Source organism: Microcoleus sp. CAWBG58, assembly GCF_020883045.1.
GTDB lineage: Bacteria > Cyanobacteriota > Cyanobacteriia > Cyanobacteriales > Microcoleaceae > Microcoleus.
On record NZ_JAHRFA010000041.1, the window covers coordinates 1 to 23,580 of the forward strand.

The following is a 23,580-nucleotide window of genomic DNA, read 5'->3' on the forward strand; positions in this document are numbered from 1 at the left end:
ACGATTTGGCATAATGGAGAAAGATATTTTGGTTTGTAAGGCAACTATCTATGTATATCTTGCCTTACAGATTTTTTTTTGGTCACTTTTTCAGTGCCATTCGACTAAAGTCCTCACTACAAACCTTGACGCACGATCTATGAAAAACTCGATTTTTTGGTTGTGCAGGCTACAATCTTTTGATTACTGTGAAAAAACCTGGTTTCTTGCTACTGGTGCGTTCTAAGGCTATTCTGCTTGTATGAGGGCTTGGAAATCGCAGGTTTTACGATCGCCCAAACAGATTTTTTTTGAGAATCTGCGATCGACTTACACGATATTTTTGCGGATCTGCATCCGGTTGCTGCGTAAGTTTTGGCGGAGGAACCAAAAGGTCGATCGACCTTTTGGTTTTTAGCCGTTGGGAAATTCTTGGCAGCGCCCGGTGTTGCCTTTTTTTCGGTTAAGATTAATTGTTAGTTTAGGGTGCGCTGGTTCCTTAAAATATTTCCACCCAAATCTATCGAAATAGTAATTATATCATATGAACTGTAGATCGCAAAAAATATTTTTAATTGCTGGAATCTTTGGCTTAGTTTGGTTGGGAAAACCGGCGAAAACATCCGCGAGCAACGTTGAAAATTTGAGTTCAACTGTTGAGGATTTGGCAACAGTCAATAGCGGAGCCGATCGACCTTTACGAACCAACGACACGAATTTTGACACCCGCGAAGACTTGCCCGCCACCGATTCCGATCGATCGACTTTGGCATTAATTCTACCTGCGGAAACTCCCGATTTACAGCCAGAAGCTGGCAATTCTGTCGATCGCACATTAGACACCAATGCTGGAGAAACTCAGCTTTCTAACCGAGATCGAAAGCTAAAAGAAAATATTAGGGTCAAAAAAATCGGTTTGGATGCCGATCGAGATTCGCAACCGATCTCAAATCCCGTGACATCGGAAAGCGAGACAGCACTCTACGATCGCAATATCATATCGTTTCCGGTTGCATCGGAATTATTTAAACAGTCAACAGTCAACAGTCAACAGTCAACAGCCAACAGCCAACAGCCAACAGCCAACAGCCAACAGCCAACAGCCAACAGTCAACAGTCAACATCACCTGACAGTGCAACCGGAATTGATATCAGCCAACTGCCCAACCCTATTCAACCGAGAGAGCCGGAATTACCTGCGCCAAGAGCACCGCAACCTCCGCCACCGCCTCCCCTCCAACCAACCCCGCTGACACCCGTTCCCAGCGACGAGAAGCCGGGGATTCCGGGTACAATTCGGGTTTTGCGCTTTGAATTTGAGGGAAACACAGCTTTTAGCGATCGCGAACTCGCAGAAGTTACGCAACAGTTTGCGGGGCGGGACATCACCTTTGCCGAACTGATCGCAGCAGAAGGGGCAGTGACTCAAAAATACGTAGCAGCAGGATACATCAATTCCGGGGCTGTAATTCCCGCCAACCAAACCTTTCCCCGAGAAGGAGGTGTGGTGAAAATTCGGATTGTCGAAGGCGGATTGGATGAAATTGCGATTAGTGGAAACAAACGTTTAAATGCCAATTACGTGCGATCGCGCCTAGAACGTGTCACCAGACGGCCATTGAATCGCGATCGCCTGCTGGAAGCTTTGCAAATGCTGCAACTCGACCCGTTAATTGCCAACATTTCGGCAGAATTGCAAGCTGGAAGCCGCCCGGAAAACAGCCGTTTGGAAGTGCGGATTAAAGAAGCAGACAGCTTCAGCGGCGAAGTTTTTCTAGACAACAATCGATCGCCCAGCGTCGGCAGTTTTCGGCGCGGTATCCGCATCAACCAAGCGAATTTGCTCGGTTTGGGCGACGGATTAGAGCTATCCTACGCTAACACCGATGGCAGCAACGAATTCAACGGCAGCTACACAGTCCCCGTCAACGCGCGCAACGGCACGATTCGATTTGCTGCGAGTGCTGCGAGTACAAACGTCATCGAGGAACCGTTTGATGCTGCGGAAATTGAGGGGAAATCGCGGACTTACGAGTTAACTTACCGCCAGCCGATCGTCGAAAAGCCCGATCGCACTTTGGCTGTGGGAGTAACTTTTTCGCGGCAAGAAAGCGATACATTCCTGTTGGGAGAAAGATTTGCACTGTCGGCGGGAGCAAACGAGCGCGGCGAAACGCGGGTTTCGGCGGTGCGGTTTTTTCAAGAATACGTGCAGCGGAATACCCAACAAGTGATCGCAGCGCGATCGCAGTTTTCCATCGGTACCAATTTTTTGGGTGCTACTGAGAACGATAGCGGCCCTGACAGTCGCTTCCTAGCGTGGCGAGGCCAAGCGCAGTACGTGCGGTTGCTAGCACCGGAAACCTTACTAATAGTGCGTTCCGACATTCAATTCGCCGATCGCCCGCTGCTTTCCCTCGAACAAATCGGGATTGGCGGCGTGCAAAGCGTGCGCGGATACCGGCAAGATTTGCTGTTAACTGATAGCGGTGCGATCGCATCTGCGGAGGTGCGAATCCCGGTGTGGCGCGTGCCGAAAGTCAAAGGATTGTTGCAAGTCGCTCCGTTTGTGGATTTTGGGGTAGGCTGGAACAATTCAGGAGAAAAAGCGAATGCTGAGTCTGACAAACTGCTGGGTGCGGGTGTGGGCGTAATTTGGCAAATGGGCGATCGATTTAATGCGCGCCTAGATTATGGTATTCCTTTGATAAGTGTCAGAGGGGGCGATCGAACTTTCCAAGAAAAAGGCATCTATTTTCGGATTAATTATTTTCCGTTTTAAATTGATTGACGAATTGAAAAGCGACATTGAAAGCGTTGGGGGCTTTGATTTGACACTCTCGATCGAGATTCCGAATCATCTCCAAAGTCAGGCAGCGTTTACGAGATAACGGCCCAGTTCACCCGGCGCTAACAGCCTTTTGGAATCAACCAACCAACTTTATACGGTCGGTGTGCAACGGGATTGTTAGCTGGGGCCACCATAGAAGGTAAGTTGAAGTTATTTTTTAGATTGGGAAATTTCACTAATTAATTTTAACGCCTTTCAGAGCCTTTTACTATTTCACTTACTTGAGCTTGATACTTATCGATAAATTCAAGGTTTCCTTTAATCAAATAAAACAATGCAACATAGGGATTAATAGCATTGCTTTTGAGATATTTGACTTCTCCTGTGTGATTTTTAATCATCTCCTCATCAAATTCTGAACCTTTTTCATCCCCTAGACAAGTGTTAGGCTGATTTAAGATATGTTCACTAAAATCCAAAGTCTTACAATTTCTCAAAAAGTTCAGACAAAGTTCTTCTAAGTCAGGCCAATATCTTACATTTACATTGCAAATTAATTCTTTTACCGATGCTTGAAGTTCTACCTGGCTTTTGAAGTAGTAGTTTATTGCTGGTTTAAATTGATTGTCAGTAAATTTCAAAGTTGTCTTAAACAAGTCTTGCATATCGTTAAACGAAAAATCTCTATTGACTTTTTCACTATTGCGATCTGAAATTGGAGTCGTAACTGGGATTGTGTATTTCAAATAATAATCAATGTTTAGCTGTACGAGCCGATCGTAACCCTGTAATTTCAGAACTTCATCCTTATATCTTTTGTGGATTTCCTTCCTTTTTTCAGCTTCTTGTGACAATAAACTGAGGTTGTGTGACAGAGAATTAAGAAATAATCCAATAACAACTACCCCAAAAATTGCTTCTGAAGCAGCCAATAGTTGAGCGTAGGAATTTTGAGGAGTTATGTCGCCATATCCAAGTGTTGTAATCGTGACGACACTAAAATATATGCTTTGAATAATTTTAGGAGAATTTTCTGTATATTTGATTTCTAATCCAGGCAAAAAACAAAACAGAAGTGCAAAAATTGGAATCAATAGTAGATAGATAATCGCATAGATATGTGGCTTCTGGCTTGTGATACGGGTAAATAAACCTTTAAACATCTCTATGCCCTGTTCTTCAATGTCCAGCTAACTTATAATTGTATCGCAGTTGCGGTACAATACTGCATATAGTCGAATAATACGCCAGCTCAAGGATGTATGTCAACCCCTTCTTACTCCCCATCAGAATCTCCTTTCCTAGATCGAGTTCGCCGCACGATTCGACTCAAGCACTTAAGCCGCAGCACTGAAAAAAGCTATCTTTATTAGATTTTAGATTAGAGAGCATTTAGAGTCGATCGAACAATGGGGCGCTCGGTGCACTATGATAAAGCAAGCAGCGATAAATTCTCGTCTTCATAAAATAATTCGATCGCGTTAAAATCCCGACGTAGCAAATTTTCAACTTGCAATGTCGAACAGTTTCCAAGGCGAAGCCAAATAACTTTTGGTGGGTTTCCAAATACCAAACTCAGGTCGTGCATATCCGCGTCTTTCGAGACAATCATCAAATTATTATCTTTTGCATAATCCCAAACTATTGGGTCGATCGTTGCTTTCATGCCCACATCTCTAACGTGAAGCGAATTTGGAAAAAGATCGCTCAAACGATTCGGCAAGTTGGGCGACAAGTTTTCATCAAAAAGTAATTTCATGCGGATAATGGGGCGGTCATAAACCGACGCTCACGGTCAGCAGCATAAGCAATACAGGCTTTTAAATCTTCTCGCGTCAGATCGGGAAAATCGTCGAGAATTTCTGTTTCGGTCATCTCGGAAGCCAGGTACTCAAGCACTTCATAAACCGTAATTCGCAAGCCGCGTACACAAGGCTTACCACCGCGTTTATTGGGTTCGATCGTAATGTGGTTTCGGTAGTTCATAGTTAGAATTATCGTATTAATTCGGGTACAATCGCTTCAAAGCGATTTATCGAAGTTTTCATCAGCAAGAAATTTTAACATGGTTATTGCACTGTTCTGCGGGCAAGCAGGCGATCGCGCAAGCCTTGTGGGTCGAATTTTGCTTGATTAATAGCACGAATCTCTTGCGATTGCTGCCGTCGCTGTTGCAAGTACGATTCTACTTCCGATTCGTGCTTGAGATAGAAGGCGATCGTGGCATAAACGTCAGCTAGATTCAGAGACGGATAGCGATAAACTGTTTCCTCTGCGGTCGCACCCTGCTGAAAGACAGCGATTACAGTATCTAATGTAACGCGAGTTTTTCCGACGAGAATCACACCATCTTCATTTGCATTTAAAGGAGCAGGTTCAGCTACGATTGTCAGTGTCATAAGCATCTTCAAATTCTATATTCTAATAGTAGCAAATCTTCCTAGCCGTTTGGAATAATGGCATTTATAACTCATCGATCGTCACAAAACCACCCTCTGTGAGCTGAATCACCAGTTCTTGTTCATTCAACAAGGCAGTTCCAATCAGAGGTCGTCGCCCTGTAGCCAATACACGAACATCTCGCTCCACTCCATCCCAAAAGATTGTCGCTTGATGAACTGCCAGAGAAACGGAACTATTATCTGCCAAGTTCGCAGACAGATTGTACAAAAACGGCAGCCTCAGTAAATTTACTGCTTCTGGCGGTAGACAAATGCGATCGGTAAAACCTGTATCTACAACAAACTCGATCGGGAAAGTTGCGCCGTTCACCAGGAGAAATGTCAAGGTGACGATCGCATTTCTATCAGTTACTATACCGGAAATCACTACTCACACGCTCCATGACACCACCTAAAGAAGCCGCTACATTGTAGCCGATACGAATCCCAAATAGTCTTGCATACGGGTGCTTTGCATAGAGATTGCGCGCAGCTTGAATACCCATTTCATCAACCTCATAGTCACCGGTCTCAATGTCGATGATAACCATTTTGCCTATATTTCCGTCTGTCTCAACCTTTTGACGAATTTTGCTTTCGTACAGTAGATTGGCACGTTTCGCAACTTCTTCGCTGCTTAACAGGATCGCTTGCATAGGTTGACTCCTAGTCTCTACTATATTTCCTCTTGATTCTACCCTGTAAATCAGATGATCGGTATCCAGTAAATATTTCATAGCTTATCTTCGGCTTTGAGGAAAAACTCATCCCCTTGGCGAATCCCTCGTCCATAGGCAAGTAGCTCCTCAAAGGCAGGTTCATCTTTGAAAGACCCGATAATTTGTTGCAACCAATTTGTCGGTTGAGGAGCCACAATTTGCTTTTGCAACTGGGCGATCGCTGTTTCCACTGCTGCAAGCCGTTCCTCTAAAGAAGTGTTAATTGCCATTTGAGTTTTCCTAATTAATCCTTCCTATCTAAAGGATAGCGAGTCATATCCAAACAATCGGCGTCGCGCTTCCAACATTGCAGCCACTTCCTCATCTGTCGGTGCGGGTTGGTCTGTCTTTAGTAAGCCTCGCATCCGCTGAATCGCACCAGAACGATCGCCCCTGGCAACAGGCCGATCTTGTAAGGACTCAATGATGGCACTGACTAACGCAAGGCGATCGCTCGGTGGCAGTTTAAAGACGTGCTCCTTGACTTCTTGTAGCAACATAGACGGCTCCTAAGATTGCAGGTGTCTACCATCTAGTATGAACGATTGCGTTCTCCATGACCAGGTAGAATTAGATCCGATCCCAGTAACTCATTCAAACTCATGACTCTTTCTCCTCTGAGTTATATCAAATCCGGTAGCATCGTCCTGTATTCATCTCTCTTATCTTCCTCTGTGTTCTCTGTGTTCTCTGTGGTTAAATCATTCCGATGCAACGGTCAACGATATTACATTCAAAACCTTCGATAAATTTTTCACATCTTTAGCACTGACGGTCAAATTTTATTAACTGGCGATCGCGTCTCGATCGCTATTTGGATAGTGATTGGGGATACTCCCACGCTCTACGATCCAACTATATAATTATGATGGAACCGGAAACGATATGATTTATATAACAGGATTTCAGCTATGTCTCGTCTATCTTCCGCCCTGTTTTTTGTTTTCTTATTCCTATTTCCCTCAAAAACCTTCGCCCAAATCGTACCCGACAGCACTTTAGGTGCCGAAAGTTCGCGCCTTGTAACGGATACAATCAACAACTTACCCTCAGAGCGAATCACTGGCGGCGCAACTCGCGGCTCCAATCTCTTTCACAGTTTCCGCTCCTTCAACATCAAAAGTGGAGAGGGAGCTTATTTTGAAAATCCCAGCGGAATTAATAACATTTTCACCCGCGTCACGGGCGGGCAACCCTCAAATATTTTAGGAACCCTCGGAGTCCAAGGCAATGCCAACTTATTTTTAATCAATCCGAAAGGAATTGTCTTCGGCCCCAATGCAAGCTTAGATTTGCGCGGTTCATTCATCGCTTCAACGGCTGAGAGTATTGTATTTAATAATGGCTTTGAATTTAGCAGCACCACAGGGCAAACATCCCCGCTGTTAACAGTTAATATTCCAGTTGGTCTGAGATTTAGAGACAATCCCGGTACAATTGTCAATCAATCCACGGCTACAGGAACAGTCAATCTCCCCGCAACATCTCCCGTACCGATTCCGATTACAGAAAGAGTAGGCTTAGCAGTAGACAAGGGTCAAACTTTAGCACTGATTGGCGGCGACATCCAAATCCCAGGTGGCAATTTAACCGCGAGCGGCGGACAAATTTTGCTCGGTAGCGTAGCTAGTCCCGGTTTAGTAGATTTGGCACTGACATCGAGTTCACAGCAGGGGAGTTTAAGTTTAAATTATAGCAAGATTCAAAACTTTGGGAATATTCAAATATCCAACGGTACGCTGATTAACACGAGTGGAATAGGTGGCGGTAGAGTAGAACTCAAAGGTGGAAATATCGGCATCAATGCTGCACGAATATATGCGATCACCTTCGGAAATATTGATGGAAAAGGTATTGAGATAGATGCCCAAAAGTTGCAAGTGCAAAACGGGACGCAATTTTCTACTTTTACTCTAGGAGATGGTGCTGGAGGTAATATCAATTTGCGCGCTGCTGATTCGGTAGAAATGAGCGGGCAGGGAATTGATGGCTTTCAACAAATTGTAATTAAATATCTCATATCAGGAACAGTTGACCCCTACGACCCTAAGTTTATGTTTTTTAACGGTACTGCTGGCGCTGGAAATGGGGGAAGCGTCAACATCGATACCGGACGGCTGCTGATGCGCGATGGGGTAGTAGGTAGCGGGATTACTTTTGGTGCTGGAAATGGCGGCAATCTGAATATCCGCGCCAACACTTTTGAAATTGCGAGTTCTGGAGTCAACAACGCCACAGCTAAAGATAGTAGCGGTGCCGGAGGAAGCATCAACCTTGATGTTGGGCGGTTAATTATGCGCGATGGTTCCCTTCTCGGCAGCACGAGTTACAGTAACGGGCCGTCGGGAAATATCACTGTAAAAGCTGCTGAATCGGTAGAACTTTCCAACTCCAGTAGCAGAACTGCTATATCAACTGGAATCAGCACTCTCAGTATCGGTTCTAGCGGCAGAGCAGGGGATATTACGGTTGATACCAAGCGCTTGCGCCTTGAGGACGGTTCTGCTTTTACATTAGGAACAGGTATATTAGTGGGCTTTCTGTTTTCTAGGAACGGCGGGCCGGCGGGAAACTTAACAGTTAGGGCCAGCGAGTCAGTGGAAATTACAGGAATTTCTCCTGTTTTGACTAGCGGGAATCGCACTGATAGTGCGCTGAGTTCTGCAACTTTGAGTTCAAGTCGGGGCGGGAATATCCGCGTCGATACGCCGAGGTTGGTGGTGCGGGATGGGGGGCTAATTTCTACGAGATCTTTTGGTGCTGGACATGGAGGTGATGTTACTATTAATGCCGATCGCATTGAAGTTAGTGGCATCAGCAATAACGGTTTATCTGTCAGTTCAATTGATGCTTCTGTCGGCAGCCGGTTCCCGATTAATAGTCCCAACCCGACGGCAAATGCTGGCGAGCTGAATCTTAATACCCGTCAATTAATCGTTCGCGATGGCGCTACAGTCACGGTGCAGGCTAGGGGAACCGGACGGGCTGGTAATATCAATGTTGTCGCAGATGCAATTTCCCTTGACACCAAAAGCAGCATTGACGGCACAACTGTATCCGGTACGGGTGCAAATATTAACCTGCAAGCACAAAGCATCTCCTTGCGGCGCGGCAGCCGGATTACTACCGATGCAGGCAATTCCGACGGCGGCAACATCAATCTCAACAGCCAGATTCTAGTCGCCCTCCCCCAAGAAAATAGCGACATCACCGCCAACGCCCGCACCGCAGGCGGCGGCCGCGTCAATGTCAATGTTCCCAGTGTTTTTGGCTTTACAGCAGCGGGCCGCGAACAAGTCAGAAGCAGGTTGAATCTCACTGACGCGCAATTTGCAGCTTTGCAAGTCAGTCCAACATCTCTGCTTAAAAGTAGCGACATCGCCGCGATTTCTCAAAGTGCAGGCCCAGCTTTGCAAGGTACTGTTACTTTTAGTTCTTCTGGGGTGAATCCCGCTCAAGGTTTGGTAGAATTGCCGCAAAATGTGGTGAATCCGGCTGCATTAATTGCAGCAAATCCCTGCATTGAAGGAGCCGATAACGAGTTTACTGTTACTGGTCGGGGGGGAGTGCCGCCCAGCCCCAATGATTCTCTGGCTAGCGCAGAAACACCATTTCCGTGGATAGAAATAGAAGAGCAACAAAGGAGTCAGAAGTCAGAAGTCAGAACGGAATTCGCGGAAATTCGCGATCGGGAAATTGTTCCTACTCAAGGTTGGGTGATGAATGAGAAAGGGGAAGTTACGCTGGTGGCTGCGGAAGCTGCGGGTCAATTTCCACAGCGCACGAGGCGTCCTGATTCTGTTTGTCAGCCTCGATAACTACAAATAGGGCAAATGCTAGAAATTTTATGACCGAATGTTAGCTAACAATAGGTTGATTATGATTTTCCAATATCTCTACTTATGGCAGATTTGCCAAATTAATGAACTCCAAGACCGAGACAAATACTATAGTTCAAGACTGATTTACATTAAAAAGGTTTGTAGTGCGGACTTTAGTCCGCAGAATAAGAGCGGACTAAAGTCCGCACTACGAACCTTGCTTCTTGTTGCCGTCAATCGACGGAACCTGATATTATTTGCATTCTTTTACCTGTGTCTGTTTGCAGAAAGTGCGATCGCCCAAATCGTCCCCGACAGCACTTTAGGTGCCGAAAGTTCTCGCCTGGTACCGGATACAATCAACAACTTACCATCAGAGCGAATCACTGGCGGCGCAACTCGCGGCTCTAATCTATTTCACAGTTTCCGAGAATTCAATATAAAAATTGGAGAGGGAGCTTATTTTGCAAATCCCAGCAATATTTCTAACATTTTCACCCGCGTCACGGGCGGGCAACCCTCAAATATTTTAGGAACCCTCGGAGTCCAAGGTAATGCCAACTTATTTTTAATCAATCCCAGAGGACTTATTTTCGGCCCCAATGCAAGCTTAGATTTGCGCGGTTCATTCATCGCTTCAACGGCTGAGAGTATTGTATTTAATAATGGCTTTGAATTTAGCAGCACCACAGGGCAAACATCCCCGCTGTTAACAGTTAATATTCCAGTTGGTCTGAGATTTAGAGACAATCCCGGTACAATTGTCAATCAATCCACGGCTACAGGAACAGTCAATCTCCCCGCAACATCTCCCGTACCGATTCCGATTACAGAAAGAGTAGGCTTAGCAGTAGACAAGGGTCAAACTTTAGCACTGATTGGCGGCGACATCCAAATCCCAGGTGGCAATTTAACCGCGAGCGGCGGACAAATTTTGCTCGGTAGCGTAGCTAGTCCCGGTTTAGTAGATTTGGCACTGACATCGAGTTCACAGCAGGGGAGTTTAAGTTTAAATTATAGCAAGATTCAAAACTTTGGGAATATTCAAATATCCAACGGTACGCTGATTAACACGAGTGGAACAGGTGGGGGTAGAGTTGAGTTAAAAGGTGGAAATATCGGGATTGATGCTGCACGAATATATGCGTTTACCTTCGGAAATATCGACGGCAAAGGTATTGATATAGACGCCAACAAATTGCAAGTAAAAAATGGCACGCAATTGTCTACTTTTACTTTAGGAGATGGTGCTGGAGGTAATATCAATTTGCGCGCTGCTGATGCAATAGAAATCAGCGGGCAGGGAATTGAGGGCTTTCAACAGAGTGTAGTTAAATATCTGGTATCGGGACTAATCGACCCATTAGCTCCGAACTTTGTGTTGCTTAATGCTACTGCTGGCCCTGGAGCAGCCGGAGACATTAAAATCGATACTGGACGCCTGCTGATGCGGGATGGGGCAATATTTGGCAGCATAGCTTTTGGTGCCGGAAATGGTGGAAATTTAAGCATCCGTGCTAATACTTTTGAGATGCAGGGTTCTGGGAGCAACAACGCAACAACTAAAGGGAGTACCGGTGCGGCAGGAAATATCACCGTTGATGTCGAAAGATTGATCCTGCGGGATGGTGCTATTCTCGCTAGCACTAGCTACAACGCTGCCCGATCGGGAAATATCACAATTAAAGCTGCTGAATCGGTACAATTGTCGAACACCATTTCTCAAACTGCTGTCGCAAGTGGCATCAGCACGCTTACCATCGGCTCTACCGGAAAGGCGGGAGATATCACTGTCGATACAAAACGGCTGAGTCTTTCTGGGGGCTCCGCGTTCACCTTGGGCAGCGGTGTTTCGGTTGGCGGAGTTATCTTCTCTACGAATGGGGGGCCCGGAGGAAACTTAACTGTTAGGGCTAGCGAATCAGTAGAAATTGCAGGTATTTCTGAAGTTTTGACAAATGGGAATCAAGTTGCTAGTGCTTTTTCCTCTGGAACAATTAGTTCTAGCCGGGCCGGGGATATCCGCATTGACACGCGAAACCTGATTCTGCGGGATGGGGGCTTCATTTCTTCTAATTCTGCGGGTAAAGGAAACGTGGGGGATATTACGATTAATGCCGATCGCATCGAAGTAAATGGTAGTTTGGGTAATCCTAGTTTTAACAGTTCTATTGATGCTTCCGTTGGCAAGGCGACGGGTGATAATCCCAATGCTACGGCAAATGCAGGTTCGGTGAACCTAAATGTCGATCGATTGATTGTCCGGAATGAAGGCAATGTGACGGTGCAAGCTTTGGGAACCGGGCGGGCTGGTAATATTAATATTGTCGCAAATGCGATCGACCTCGATAACAAAGGCAGCATTGATGGCAGAAGTGCATCCGGTGTCGGAGCAAATATTAACCTGCAAGCACGAGACATCCAATTGCGCCGCGGGAGTCGAATTACCACCGATGCGGGTACTTCTGAAGGTGGCAATATCAATATTAATAGCAATACTTTGCTGGCCCTTCCCCAAGAAAACAGCGACATCACAGCCAACGCCCGCACCGCAGGCGGCGGCCGCGTCAATGTTAATGTCCCGAATGTCTTGGGCTTTGCAGCAGTCGGCCGGGAACAAGTCAGAAACAGGTTGAATCTCACTGACGCGCAATTTGCAGCTTTGCAAGTCAGTCCAACATCTCTGCTTACAAGCAGCGACATCGCCGCGATTTCCCAAAGTGCAGGCCCGGCTTTGCAAGGTACAGTTACATTTAGTTCTTCGGGGGTGAATCCCGCTCAAGGTTTAGTAGAATTGCCGCAAAATGTGGTGAATCCGGCTGCATTGATTGTGGCAAATCCCTGCGTTGCAGGAGCCGATAACGAGTTTACCGTTACTGGTCGGGGAGGAGTGCCGCCCAGCCCCAATGATTCTCTGGCTAGCGCAGAAACACCATTTCCGTGGATAGAAATAGAAGAGCAACAAAGGAGTCAGAAGTCAGAATTCATAAGGGAAGAAGCAGTCGCAGGGAAGTCGGAAGAAATCAGGAGGGAAGAAGGAGAAAAAATAGCTCGGGAAGTTGTTGCCGCGCGCGGTTGGGTGGTGAATGCCCGAGGGGAGGTGACACTGGTTGGATACAATCCAGGTAATGCTGCTGAGTCTCGCAATCCTCGATCGAATTCTCTTTGTCCGTCGCGCTGACAAGATGTTTTTACGGCGGATCAACCCTGATTAATTAGTGATTAGTAAGGAATAGACCTCTTGCAACAATAATGAGGACGGGCAAGATGCCCATCCCACAATATTTGTTTTTTGTGGGATGGGCCGAAGAACCCATCTCATCAATTGATAAAAATGATTTTTGCAAGATATCTAATCAGAATTAAATAACTTACAGATTGATGGTTCTTGTGGGATGGGCGTCCCGCCCGTCCAGAAAGAACGGGCGAGACGCCCATCCCACTTTCAAGAGTGTAAATTATTTAATTTCTAATCCTAAATAGTGTAAAGTGTACTGAATTTAAATGGTATATTTTAATGCAATACAATGCAGAGCAGACCGCCAAGAGAGTAAAATCAATGTGAAAAATAGATTCTGGGATTGCTTCGTTCCTCGCAATGACAATTATAACCCAAACCTATTGTATTTTAATGCCCTATTTCCGACTCTCCCACTCTCCCACTCTCTTCCTAAAAGTTCTTTATGATGAAATTTACCCGATCGCTCCGACAAGCAATTCTCTTATTTCTGATATCCTGTCTGCTATCGGTGGCGATTCCTCCCGCAGTTGCTCAGATGCAGTCACCACGAGCGGTGCAGCTTGTTCGACAAGCTCGAACTCTGTACGCTTCGGAACGTTTTTCTGAAGCTGTACCGCTGTTGCAGCAAGCGGTGGCGGAATTTGAGGTAAAAGGTCAAAATCTAGATCGCGCGGCGGCTTTGAGCAATTTAGCTGCCACCTACGGGCAATTAACGCTTTGGGAACAAGCAGAACAAGCTGTGAATTCGAGTTTGTCGGTGGTGCGGGCGCAACCCAAAACTCCCCAACAGCAGCGGATTTGGGCGGAAACTCTCAACATTCAAGGACAAATTAAACTCGAGCGGGGGCAGACTCAAGATGCGATCGACATTTGGACGCAAGCTGCTAAAATTTTCGAGCAAATTGATAGCAAAAATCAACTTTTGCAAGTTCAAATCAATCAAAGTCGAGCTTGGGAAACTCTCGGACTTTACCCCAGAGCTTGCAAAATATTGTTAGGTTCTTTGAACCTGGAAAACAAAACCTGTGAAGTTTTGCCCGCAGGCTTACTAAGTTTGAAAAATATATCTGTTTCCTTAGAAAGTATTCGGGCAATTAATGCTTTAGCCAGGGTGCTGCGGGTTTTGGGACAACTGGAACGCTCCGACGATTTGCTGTCAGCGGGAATGGAAGCAGCCCGAAACATAGGTGTCCGACAAGAAGAGGCTGCAATTTATTTGAATTTGGGAAACACAGCCCGGGCTAAAAGCAATAAACCGGGTTTGAATATCGAAAAGCGGACTGATTTGGAACGCTCCGCCTTAGAATATTATGCTAGAGCCGCAGAGGCAATGCCGGGGAAATCAACTATCGGGATGCAGGCGAGGTTGAATCAATTGAGCCTATTTGCAGATAGCCAAAATGCCTCGGAAGCAAAGATTTTGTGGCGTTCTCTTGAGCCTCAAGTCGCTCAATTTCCCTCCAATCGTGCGGGGATTTACGCTCAAATTAATCTAGCACAGACCTTGATGAAATTGGATAAATTACCAATCGGTACTCCAGGTTTGAGCGATATCGATCGAATGCTTTCCTTGGCTGGGGAATCGGCAAACCGTTTGGGAGACAAACGAATACAAGCTTATATTTTAGGAGCTAGGGGAAAGGTTTACGAACTCAAACAACAGCATTCTATGGCTGAAACTTTGACTCTTGAAGCTTTGAGTTTAGCACCGGCGTTTCAATCTCCCGATATTGCCTATCAATTATTGTGGCAACTCGGACGGATTCGGCAAGCTCAGGGGAATACAGAAGGGGCGATCGTTCAATATACTCAAGCTGTAAATGTATTGTCTTCTCTGCGCGGCGATTTGGTGACAGTGAATCCCGAAGTGCAATTTTCGTTTCGCGAAAGTGCCGAACCAGTTTATCGGGAATTAGTCGGGCTGCTGTTGCAAGATGAATCGCCCACTCAAGATAAGTTAAAACAGGCTCGCCAAATTGTGGAATCTTTGCAGTTGGCGGAATTGGATAACTTTTTTCGGGATGCTTGTGCTGATGCTAAACCAAAGTCGATCGAGGAAATCGATCCGACGGCGGCGGTGATTTACCCAATTATTTTGAGCGATCGTTTGGAGGTAATTTTGTCAATTCCCGGCAAGCCTCTGCGCCGCTATACGACTAAGAAGTCTCAAGCCGAATTAGAAACAGCCTTCAGACTAGCCAAAAATACCATCAGGCCTTCTGCTTTTGTGCGCGACAGGTTCCCACCTGTTCAACAGGTTTACGACTGGTTAATCCGCCCCGCAGAAGCCGATTTGACTGCCAGCGGGATTAAAACGCTGGTATTTGTGCTCGATGGTTACTTGCGAAATCTACCGATGGCAGTGCTGCACGATGGCGAAAAGTTTTTGGTAGAAAAATACAGTATTGCTTTGGCCCCTGGACTGCAATTGCTGGCACCGAAACCGCTGAGCCAAGTAAAGTTAAAAGTGCTAACAGGTGGCTTGTCGGAATCGCGTCAAGGCTTCTCGGCTTTGCCGGGGGTGAAAGAGGAACTCGAACAGATTTCAGCCCAGATGCCGGCGAGTGCGCTGCTGAATCAAGATTTTGTCAGCGCGCAGTTGCACGATCGCATTAAAGCTTTCTCTTACCCGATCGTCCATTTGGCAACTCACGGTCAGTTTAGCTCGAATGCGGCGGATACTTTTATTGTGACTTGGGACGATCGGGTAAATGTTAAGGAGTTCGATCGACTTTTGCGATCGCGCAGTGGGGAGAAACAACAGCCGATCGAGCTTTTGGTGTTGAGTGCTTGCGAAACTGCTTCCGGCGATAACCGGGCCGCATTGGGTTTAGCTGGCGCCGCAATTCGATCGGGTGCTCGCAGCACAGTCGCCACCCTTTGGCAAGTAAACGACGAATCTACCGCTATTTTTATGACTGAGTTTTACCGCCAGCTTGGTGGTTCTAAAGCCAGCAAAGCTGAAGCCCTCCGCAACGCTCAATTAACCCTGCTGCAAAACGAAGAGTATCAAAATCCTTATTTCTGGGCGCCTTTCGTGCTAGTAGGGAATTGGCAATAAGTTGACAGTTGGCCGTCCAAGGTACGTTGTTGGGATGCGAGCCCTCTTTCCTTAGATCTGTGAAAGAGGGCTCGCATCCCAACAACGTACCTATTTTGGGGTGCTTCCCAGCTATTTTTGCAATCTTGTCTGGGCTTGTTGCAACCAGACAGTCAATCAGCAACTGGGTTTCTCGGGCTTGGGCGCAAATCTTGGAAAAATGCCAGTGCCCTATTGGTGTTGGTTTATTGTAAAAAATTGTAAACTGTAACGAGTGCTTTCTGCATCTAATATTTTTTCGAGGAGTCCCATGAAGCAACTTTTGATAGCTGAGCGCTTTTGCCTGATTGCCCACGTCTTGTCAATGGCCTTTGGATTGGCAGGGTTGCTGCTGATTTTACCCCATCCCGAATTTGTGATGAATTTATCGCCCGCCGGACAAACTTTGTTCCAATGGGGGATGGCTGGGGGTGGAGTAGTTTATATCATTTTTGGCGCAGCAGCGGTTGCTCTCTATGCCTATCGGACGTTGGGGCTGGGTGCAACTCTGACATTTTTGCTGCCTTCTGTGTTTTTATCTTTGAGTAGCGAGTTGTTGGGAACGAGTACCGGTTTTCCCTTCGGCCATTACCACTATTTAAGCGGGTTGGGCTACAAAATTGCAGGGCTGGTGCCGTTTACAATTCCCATGTCGTGGTTTTATCTAGGACTGGTTTCATATATAATTGCTCGCGCTGGACTGGCTGGCGGTAAAGGCGAATTGAATTGGGTGCGCCAAATAGGCGCGATCGCCCTTGGCGCTTTATTATTGACAGCTTGGGATTTTGTACTAGATCCGGCGATGAGTCAAACTTCTGTACCTTTTTGGGAATTTGAAGAACTTGGCGCTTTCTTTGGGATGCCTTACCGCAATTTGGCGGGCTGGATGGGCACCGGGGCGCTGTTTATGTCTGTAGCAGCTTTCTTGTGGAGAAAAACTTCGATAAAATTAGAGCGATCGGAAATGAGTTTGCCTTTAATTGTTTATTTGGTAAACTTTGCTTTCGGAGCGATTATAACTGTCACTTCCTTGGATTCTCGGTTCTGGTTCCCGACATCGCTAGCTGTGCTTTTGGGTGTAGTTCCGGCGATCGTATTAAGCTCGATCGCTAAACCCGCAGCAGATGACTTAACAGAAGCAATTCCGTCTTTGGAATCTGCTCTCAAAGCTGAAATTCCATCTCAGCGCGTAGGCGCTTTGCGGAAGTAAGCGGCTGATGAGGAATCATATCGTTTCCGGTCGATTGACTGCAATAATATTCGATCGCGCGTGCGGACTTAAGTCCGCACTCAGGCTGCGGACTTAAGTCCGCACTACGAACCGTTTTTGTTATGGTAATTGAGCGGACACGAGCTCACTGCTAATTTGGCAAAAATTCACAGGAAATTTTGAGCTAATTGAAAAACCCGGTTTTTATTATAAGAAACCGGGTTTTTCAGCAATTATATTTTCATGCCAAATTCCTGTAATATGTTTGAGGTTATATCGTGTCCTGTCGATTAACCGCGATAAGTTAAGGATCGCGCGTGCGGACTTAAGTCCGCTCTGATGCTGCGGACTAAAGTCCGCACTACGAACCGTTAATATGTTTGAGGTTATATCGTGTCCGATCGTCGATTAACCTCAATAAGTAAGGTTCGCGCGTGCGGACTTAAGTCCGCTCTGATGCTGCGGACTAAAGTCCGCACTACGAACCGTTTTTGTTGTGGTAATCGATAGGACATGATATGAAAAGTTGATTAAATTTTTTAAATTGACACCAGCCGTAATTCCCAATTCTTCAATTGAAAATCTAAAATCTAAAATAGATATGATTTCTCCCAATATTCCAAATCTCCTGACAACCATCATCCCTGCCGCACTTTTGCTGTTGCAATTACCCGCCACCGCCCTTTTAATGTCGCGGTTAATTAAAGGCCCCTCGCGCATCCCGCCCCTAGAACCAGATTCGCCGACGCTGGACTTGTTGGGTGCTTGTACTGCGGTGGTTCCGACTTTGAATGAAGCAGAAAGAATTGCACCTTGTTTGGAAGGATTGAGCCACCAAAGTTACGAGCTCCGAGAGGTGGTAGTTGTTGACAGCTATTCGGTAGATGGAACCGGAGATTTAGTCAAGGCTGCGGCGCAAAAAGACCCCCGGTTTCGCTTAATTAACGACGATCCGTTACCGCCTGGTTGGGTGGGGCGTCCGTGGGCGCTGAATTGGGGTTTTTTGGCAAGTTCCCAGAAGTGCGAGTGGATTTTGGGCATCGATGCGGATACTCAGCCCCATCCGGGTTTGATCGCAAGTTTGCTCAAAACTGCTGCTGCGGGAAATTATGATTTGATTTCGCTATCGCCGCAGTTCATTCTCAAGTATCCGGGCGAGTTGTGGCTGCAACCTGCCCTGTTAATGACTTTGGTGTATCGCTTCGGCCCCACGGGAACCGGCGGAGATGTCCCGGAACGGGTGATGGCAAACGGTCAGTGTTTCCTCTGCAAGCGCGAGGTTTTGGTGGCTTTAGGGGGCTATGAAGTGGCAAAAGGTTCTTTTTGCGATGATGTGACTCTGGCTCGCTATGCTGCTGCTAAAGGCTTTAAGGTGGGATTTTTGGACGGGGCGAAAGTCTTGAAGGTGCGGATGTATGAGGGGGCGATCGAGACTTGGAACGAGTGGGGGCGATCGCTCGATCTCAAAGATGCTGCTTCTGGCGGTCAAATTTGGGGCGATTTGTGGCTGTTGTTTGCGGTTCAAGGTTTGCCGGTGCCGATCGTCCTGTGGTATTTGCTATCTGGTTCCCTACCTGCGATCGCTGTATCTGGGCAGTTTGGGCTGTGGGGATTGAATGTATTTTTGGTTGCAGTGCGATCGGCTTTGTGTTTTGCGATCGCTCCTTCATACGATCGAACCCAAGCTTCTGGTAAATGGCTGTTTTGGCTGTCACCCTTAGCCGATCCTTTGGCATTTTTGCGAATTCTAATTTCTGCATTCAATCAGCCGACTCAGTGGCGCGGCCGCAAGTATAGTTAACTTTTGAGTGCTTCAAAATATCAGAATAAAGGATTGAATTTACCCAAACAGCTTGATAAGATTTAATACAAATTTAATGTGAATCAGAGACGGCTGTTTGACTATTAAATCTCGATCCCCCCTAGCCCCCCTTAAGAAGGGGGGAACAAGAGTAGACATCTTGCACAAGTCTTCGATCGATCCAGAAACCGCAGATGTCAAACATATCAACACAGATAAACGCAGATAATTTCAGGGTATTTTCCGATTTTTGCAATTCAAGTCTAGTATACTCAAAGTCCCCCTTCTTAAGGGGGATTTAGGGGGATCTGGACTCGGATATAAACGAGATTTCTCACGGGTTTGAGTCTTAAGTTGACACTCCTTGGAATCTTGGAGTGTCCCTTTCCAAAATAGCAGGCTGTTGAAACCGCCTTTCTATTTTTTCAAGCCTTCAGCAAAGCTTTAGATGCCGATTCCCCAGCGATACGGAGTTGCCGAATCAATTGTAGATTCAGCAGCACCAACACAGTCCACTGTCCCAGGATCGCGGGCAAAATCGTATATATTGACCCATCGAGTGAAGATCCAAAGATGGGAAATACTAAAGACAGCCACATGAAAGGAGCTTTTGCTGGGTAGAAGGAAAGTACAGACAAAATAATTGGTGGTAAAAGGATTGCACCTCCGACTGTACAAGTCGCCCAAACTGCCTGATTTCGGATTTTTGCGAACATGAATAGCTGAGCGATACCCGCGTAAATCAGGATGAGATTGATAAAGGCGATCGTGGCGGGAAAAGCGTAGGGATTCACCAGCAGCCAAGGTATTAAAATCACCGTAGAACTGAGAAGATTGATTGCTATGGCAATTAATGCTGGGCTTTTTTCACTCCAAATCAAATCGAGAATCGGGTATTTGCGCCACAGCTTCTGACTGCCAGTGGGAACTATTTGTCTGCGATACCTCGCCCAATCGTACAAGGCTTGTCTTTCCGGGGTTAAAGCCGCAATCAAAGCTAAGAAAATCATCAAATTTGGAATCGACAAACAGACGATTTCATCAAGGGAGTATTTATTTGATTGGAGTGCAAATCCTAAAATTATTGACTGATAGGAAATCACCAGCAAATAACTTTGTCGCTTGCTCAAAACAGTGGCGGTGGGGTTGGGAAAGCGACGCTGCCATCCCTGCCACATCCAGTAGGTTGCTACTACACAAATTAATAAAGATAGGGCAGTAGAAGATACAAAATTTTTGCCAATCTGCAAATGAAACCATTCCACACGATCGATCTCTCCAGTCAACCAGCTAATGTTAGAATGGGATGACTGATTAACTTGATAAACTACCTGTTTCAAGACAGCAGCCGGAGATAAAAATGTTAACAAGTCGCCAGCATTACCGATGGATGGTGCATTAAAAGCTGTGGTAAGAAAACCCAAAACCGCAACACTAGCCAGCCAAGGTTGAAACCCTCCCAACCAACTGGTTGTTAAACCAAATAGCATGGCGCCGCTGTAAAATAAAGCACAGCTAGCTACCATTGCTATGTCGAAACCTAAAATATGATGCAGGGGTATTTGAGCTGCTAATCCGCTGTACAGGTGTAGCGGTACAGCAAGAATTGCTGCCAGATACAATAAAATTGGGACGCCGAGAATTTTGCCGAGAAAAATTGTGGTGGCAGATTGGGGGCTGAGGCGAATAAAGTTGAGTGTGCCTCGACGTTCCTCTTTGTCTAAGTCACTGACGAGCATATAAGTGCCGGCTGCGAAAAGTACGATCGCACTAAATATGCTCAGGTAAACGAATATTTCTAGCCACCAAGACGGCCAGTGAATGATGAAATTTCCTGCCGCATCTTTGATACACTTGATTGAATCACCTTTGGCATTGCCATCAAATCCAGTGCAGAATCTGTGATGAGTCGGGTACTGGTAATTGGTGGCAGCGGGCGGAACGGGTATCTGGCTGCTCCACGACAAAAATAGCACCAGTTGACCGCTGAGGGAAAGGACGCTGGCGATCGCAATATGCCCCATTTTCAGCCGGCCTTTAAGTTCTCGAAATAACTGGGAATTCCAGTTACCGATTGTGTCTAGCAAGTTGAGAGTCATAGCTAATTGTTTTGAGTTGTAAGTGAAAAATTGGAAGTTGTGAGATTTAGATCGCGTCCGGTCGATTGACCGTTATAAAATTGGTTCGTAGTGCGGACTTCAGTCCGCATTATGCAGACTGAAATGCGCTTTTGCGGACTTTCATTGTTATGCTAATCTAGCAGACTTGATATTAATAGTCTGGGACGCATTGAGACCCAAGAAACCGGGTTTTTTGTGAGTCTCGCGACTTTGATCGCAGATTTTGGTAAAACAACCGGTTTTCGATGCCCCTGCGTCCAAGGCTATCTAAGATGCTTGTTTGTGTCCCATTTTCAGAAAGATAGTTTCTAAGTCTTCTTGAGTGCAGTGAAATTCGGTGAGGGGAATATTAGCATTGACGAGTTCGCGCAATAAATTTGCTGCATCTTCCCGGCTTCCCGAAAAATGAACGCACACCTGCTGAGTTTCCGGCACTATTTCCCAACTTTCAACCCAAGGAAAGTTCTTGAGTTCGGATGTCAGTGCTTCTAAATCGCCCAAAGTTGACAGGAAAATTTGCTGTTTTCCGAGGCGTTTGTAAAGTTCTTGTAAAGGGGCACTTTCGACAAGATAGCCCAATTCCATAATCCCTACCCAGGTGCAAAGTTCGGCTAAATCGCTGAGAACGTGGGATGATATGACTACAGTCATGCCGGCTTGTTGCAAGCATTTGATGATTTCGCGAAATTGCGATCGCGCGATCGGATCTAAACCCGAAACTGGTTCGTCTAACAGCAACAACAGCGGTTCGTGAATGATCGTGCGCCCCAAACTCAGGCGCTGCTTCATTCCCCGCGACAGAGTGGAAATTAAGCTGTTGCGCTTGTTGGTTAATTGCACGAGTTCTAAAACTGCATAGATGCGCTCTCTGCGCCGGGGTTGCCGCAGGTTGTAGAGTCGGGCAAAGTAATCTAAATAATCGGAAACAGTCAAATCGTCGTAAAGCGGAAAGTCGTCGGGAAGAAAACCGATGCGCTGTTTGAGAGTGGGGTTGGATCGATCGCGCAACAAGCGCTTGCCGTTGATGTAAATTTCCCCTGTAGTAGGTTCTTCAGCGGAGGCCAACATTCGCAGCAAGGTAGTTTTGCCCGCACCGTTGGGGCCGATGAGGCCGCAGATTTCCCCGGCGCCGACTTGCAAATCGATGTCATTGACGGCAATATGGCGATCGAATTGTTTGGTAAGTCCGCGAGTGTCTATTGCTAATTCTTTTGCCATAGTTAAAAGGCGAGTGAAATTGGCTGCGGTTTGTCTCTAGCTCAGAAGTTTAAGCTTGTAACTAGCTTAGCCTTTTGATACAGCAGTTGTCAGGACGATTGCGGAAAATTAACAATTAAATTTTCAAAAAAATGCGATTTATGTTTGAAAATAAGATCGCTCAGTATTTAAATCAAATCTCAAAAATAATCCAGTTTTTGTTGGCTGGGGACGCCAGTCAGTCCCAAATATAAAAACTAAAAGAGCTTGTTATTTCAGTCAAAAATTGCTAACGCAATTAGCAAAAGTTTCGCTAATTGAAGTGCAAAATATAAACATTTTACAAGAGATTTATTGCATAAGTTTTCAGTCGATATTTCAACCGCAGATGTCAGACAGATAAACGCAGATAAACGCAGATAATTTCAGGTTTTTTTACGATTTTGCAATCTAGTCTAATTTTAGTAAGTAAGTAGGCAGTAATAAGAGAAAGTATGTTAAGTAATTTTAAAATACGCTCAATTTGCTCGTAGTGAGGGCTTTAGCCCTCAAAACAGGGCTAAAGCCCTTACTACAAACCTTGAATTATTTACGCCGACTTACTTAAATTATTGCTTTCATCTTGCACTTATTGCAGCAACAGCAGAATCTCGTCACACCAAGCTAGCCAGCCTGTTTCGTAGTGAATTCCGCGCAGTAACGTGATGTACTGAAATTTTAGGCTGTTTGACAACTTTTGGGGATTTGTAAATTCCTGAGTTTTAATTTGTTGGTAAATCATTAATCGCTGCTGGTGTTGCTGGCGGTGCGCTTCGAGTTTTGCCACGATTATCTGAGAAGAAACCAGATTGCCAGCATAGAGTTTGACGAGTAACTCATCCTTGATCGGTGCCATCTCCTCCGACTCAGCAATCCATTGAGACAACTGCTGTTTGCCCGATCGCGTCACCGTATAGACACGTTTGTCGGGTCGATTTTCCTGCTGTACGGATTCGGCTTGCAGCAACTCCTTTTCTTCCAGGCGGCTCAATTCTCGGTAAATCTGCTGGAAGCTGGCACTCCAAAAAAAACCAACCGATCCTTCCACAGAGGGATTGAAGCGCTTGGCTAGGTCGTAACCACTGCTGGGTGCGCTTACTAAGACTGACAGAATGGCATAGCTAAGAGACATAGGCTGGGGG

At 46.0% G+C, this 23,580-nt stretch carries 18 protein-coding genes; 7 read left to right on the forward strand and 11 right to left on the reverse strand.

Annotated elements, in window-relative coordinates; genetic code table 11:
- Positions 1-241: 241 nt before the first annotated feature.
- The gene (locus QZ918_RS18730; protein WP_293337531.1) at positions 242-397 is read left to right on the forward strand and encodes a hypothetical protein; all 156 of its coding nucleotides are present in this window, start codon (positions 242-244) and stop codon (positions 395-397) included.
- Between the two features lie 126 nt (positions 398-523).
- Positions 524-2,761 (forward strand): ShlB/FhaC/HecB family hemolysin secretion/activation protein, encoded by a 2,238-nt coding sequence (locus tag QZ918_RS18735; RefSeq protein ID WP_293337533.1) that lies wholly within the window; start codon positions 524-526, stop codon positions 2,759-2,761.
- Between the two features lie 254 nt (positions 2,762-3,015).
- Here the strand turns inward: QZ918_RS18735 and QZ918_RS18740 are convergent, their stop codons facing one another.
- The 8 genes from QZ918_RS18740 to QZ918_RS18775 form a co-directional block, all read right to left on the reverse strand.
- The gene (locus QZ918_RS18740) at positions 3,016-3,933 is read right to left on the reverse strand and encodes a potassium channel family protein (RefSeq protein ID WP_293337535.1); all 918 of its coding nucleotides are present in this window, start codon (positions 3,931-3,933) and stop codon (positions 3,016-3,018) included.
- A 263-nt stretch (positions 3,934-4,196) separates the two neighbouring features.
- Positions 4,197-4,529, reverse strand: a complete 333-nt coding sequence (locus tag QZ918_RS18745; RefSeq protein ID WP_293337537.1) for a DUF5615 family PIN-like protein — start codon at positions 4,527-4,529, stop codon at positions 4,197-4,199.
- Positions 4,526-4,756, reverse strand: coding sequence for a DUF433 domain-containing protein (locus tag QZ918_RS18750; RefSeq protein ID WP_293337539.1), 231 nt, complete (start codon positions 4,754-4,756; stop codon positions 4,526-4,528). The genes QZ918_RS18745 and QZ918_RS18750 overlap by 4 nt, the downstream gene beginning before the upstream one ends.
- 83 nt (positions 4,757-4,839) lie before the next feature.
- Positions 4,840-5,169, reverse strand: a complete 330-nt coding sequence (locus tag QZ918_RS18755; protein WP_293337541.1) for a DUF433 domain-containing protein — start codon at positions 5,167-5,169, stop codon at positions 4,840-4,842.
- A 64-nt stretch (positions 5,170-5,233) separates the two neighbouring features.
- Complete coding sequence (locus tag QZ918_RS18760) at positions 5,234-5,599, reverse strand: clan AA aspartic protease (RefSeq protein ID WP_293337543.1); 366 nt, start codon at positions 5,597-5,599, stop codon at positions 5,234-5,236.
- Entirely contained in the window at positions 5,577-5,867 is a 291-nt protein-coding gene (locus tag QZ918_RS18765; protein ID WP_293337545.1) for a hypothetical protein, read from the reverse strand. Before QZ918_RS18765 ends, QZ918_RS18760 begins: the two co-directional genes overlap by 23 nt.
- Positions 5,868-5,944: 77 nt before the next feature.
- Positions 5,945-6,160, reverse strand: a complete 216-nt coding sequence (locus tag QZ918_RS18770; protein ID WP_293337547.1) for a hypothetical protein — start codon at positions 6,158-6,160, stop codon at positions 5,945-5,947.
- Positions 6,161-6,184: 24 nt separating this feature from the next.
- Positions 6,185-6,430 carry a hypothetical protein gene (locus QZ918_RS18775; RefSeq protein ID WP_293337549.1) on the reverse strand — a complete coding sequence of 82 codons (246 nt, stop codon included), beginning with the start codon at positions 6,428-6,430 and terminating at the stop codon, positions 6,185-6,187.
- A gap of 411 nt (positions 6,431-6,841) precedes the next feature.
- Here QZ918_RS18775 and QZ918_RS18780 point away from each other — a divergent pair, with 411 nt between their 5' ends.
- From QZ918_RS18780 to cruG, 5 genes are all read left to right on the forward strand, one after another.
- The gene (locus QZ918_RS18780; RefSeq protein ID WP_293337551.1) at positions 6,842-9,748 is read left to right on the forward strand and encodes a beta strand repeat-containing protein; all 2,907 of its coding nucleotides are present in this window, start codon (positions 6,842-6,844) and stop codon (positions 9,746-9,748) included.
- 220 nt (positions 9,749-9,968) lie between these two features.
- On the forward strand, positions 9,969-12,932 hold the full coding sequence (locus QZ918_RS18785) for a two-partner secretion domain-containing protein (RefSeq protein WP_293337553.1): 2,964 nt from the start codon (positions 9,969-9,971) through the stop codon (positions 12,930-12,932).
- A 502-nt stretch (positions 12,933-13,434) separates the two neighbouring features.
- Complete coding sequence (locus tag QZ918_RS18790; protein ID WP_293337555.1) at positions 13,435-16,053, forward strand: CHAT domain-containing protein; 2,619 nt, start codon at positions 13,435-13,437, stop codon at positions 16,051-16,053.
- 289 nt (positions 16,054-16,342) lie between these two features.
- Positions 16,343-17,281: a gamma-carotene 1'-hydroxylase CruF gene (cruF, locus tag QZ918_RS18795; RefSeq protein ID WP_293337557.1), complete on the forward strand. Its 939-nt coding sequence runs from the start codon at positions 16,343-16,345 to the stop codon at positions 17,279-17,281.
- Between the two features lie 601 nt (positions 17,282-17,882).
- Positions 17,883-19,082, forward strand: coding sequence for a 2'-O-glycosyltransferase CruG (gene cruG / locus QZ918_RS18800; RefSeq protein WP_293337559.1), 1,200 nt, complete (start codon positions 17,883-17,885; stop codon positions 19,080-19,082).
- Positions 19,083-19,507: 425 nt separating this feature from the next.
- On the opposite strand, the gene QZ918_RS18805 is transcribed toward cruG, so the two are convergent.
- From QZ918_RS18805 to QZ918_RS18815, 3 genes are all read right to left on the reverse strand, one after another.
- Positions 19,508-21,181, reverse strand: coding sequence for a hypothetical protein (locus QZ918_RS18805; protein ID WP_293337561.1), 1,674 nt, complete (start codon positions 21,179-21,181; stop codon positions 19,508-19,510).
- Positions 21,182-21,469: 288 nt separating this feature from the next.
- Positions 21,470-22,420, reverse strand: a complete 951-nt coding sequence (locus QZ918_RS18810) for an ABC transporter ATP-binding protein (RefSeq protein WP_293337563.1) — start codon at positions 22,418-22,420, stop codon at positions 21,470-21,472.
- A gap of 607 nt (positions 22,421-23,027) precedes the next feature.
- Positions 23,028-23,570 (reverse strand): PadR family transcriptional regulator, encoded by a 543-nt coding sequence (locus QZ918_RS18815; RefSeq protein ID WP_293337565.1) that lies wholly within the window; start codon positions 23,568-23,570, stop codon positions 23,028-23,030.
- Between the last annotated feature and the right edge of the window lie 10 nt (positions 23,571-23,580).

What these genes read in the sequence shown, in the direction of transcription:
- QZ918_RS18730 (WP_293337531.1), top strand. Translation starts at nt 242, where the DNA reads ATGAGGGCTTGGAAATCGCAGGTTTTACGATCGCCCAAACAGATTTTT.
- QZ918_RS18735 (WP_293337533.1), top strand. Translation starts at nt 524, where the DNA reads ATGAACTGTAGATCGCAAAAAATATTTTTAATTGCTGGAATCTTTGGC.
- QZ918_RS18740 (WP_293337535.1), bottom strand. Translation starts at nt 3,933, where the DNA reads ATGTTTAAAGGTTTATTTACCCGTATCACAAGCCAGAAGCCACATATC.
- QZ918_RS18745 (WP_293337537.1), bottom strand. Translation starts at nt 4,529, where the DNA reads ATGAAATTACTTTTTGATGAAAACTTGTCGCCCAACTTGCCGAATCGT.
- QZ918_RS18750 (WP_293337539.1), bottom strand. Translation starts at nt 4,756, where the DNA reads ATGAACTACCGAAACCACATTACGATCGAACCCAATAAACGCGGTGGT.
- QZ918_RS18755 (WP_293337541.1), bottom strand. Translation starts at nt 5,169, where the DNA reads ATGACACTGACAATCGTAGCTGAACCTGCTCCTTTAAATGCAAATGAA.
- QZ918_RS18765 (WP_293337545.1), bottom strand. Translation starts at nt 5,867, where the DNA reads ATGCAAGCGATCCTGTTAAGCAGCGAAGAAGTTGCGAAACGTGCCAAT.
- QZ918_RS18770 (WP_293337547.1), bottom strand. Translation starts at nt 6,160, where the DNA reads ATGGCAATTAACACTTCTTTAGAGGAACGGCTTGCAGCAGTGGAAACA.
- QZ918_RS18775 (WP_293337549.1), bottom strand. Translation starts at nt 6,430, where the DNA reads ATGTTGCTACAAGAAGTCAAGGAGCACGTCTTTAAACTGCCACCGAGC.
- QZ918_RS18780 (WP_293337551.1), top strand. Translation starts at nt 6,842, where the DNA reads ATGTCTCGTCTATCTTCCGCCCTGTTTTTTGTTTTCTTATTCCTATTT.
- QZ918_RS18790 (WP_293337555.1), top strand. Translation starts at nt 13,435, where the DNA reads ATGATGAAATTTACCCGATCGCTCCGACAAGCAATTCTCTTATTTCTG.
- cruF (WP_293337557.1), top strand. Translation starts at nt 16,343, where the DNA reads ATGAAGCAACTTTTGATAGCTGAGCGCTTTTGCCTGATTGCCCACGTC.
- cruG (WP_293337559.1), top strand. Translation starts at nt 17,883, where the DNA reads ATGATTTCTCCCAATATTCCAAATCTCCTGACAACCATCATCCCTGCC.
- QZ918_RS18805 (WP_293337561.1), bottom strand. Translation starts at nt 21,181, where the DNA reads ATGACTCTCAACTTGCTAGACACAATCGGTAACTGGAATTCCCAGTTA.
- QZ918_RS18810 (WP_293337563.1), bottom strand. Translation starts at nt 22,420, where the DNA reads ATGGCAAAAGAATTAGCAATAGACACTCGCGGACTTACCAAACAATTC.
- QZ918_RS18815 (WP_293337565.1), bottom strand. Translation starts at nt 23,570, where the DNA reads ATGTCTCTTAGCTATGCCATTCTGTCAGTCTTAGTAAGCGCACCCAGC.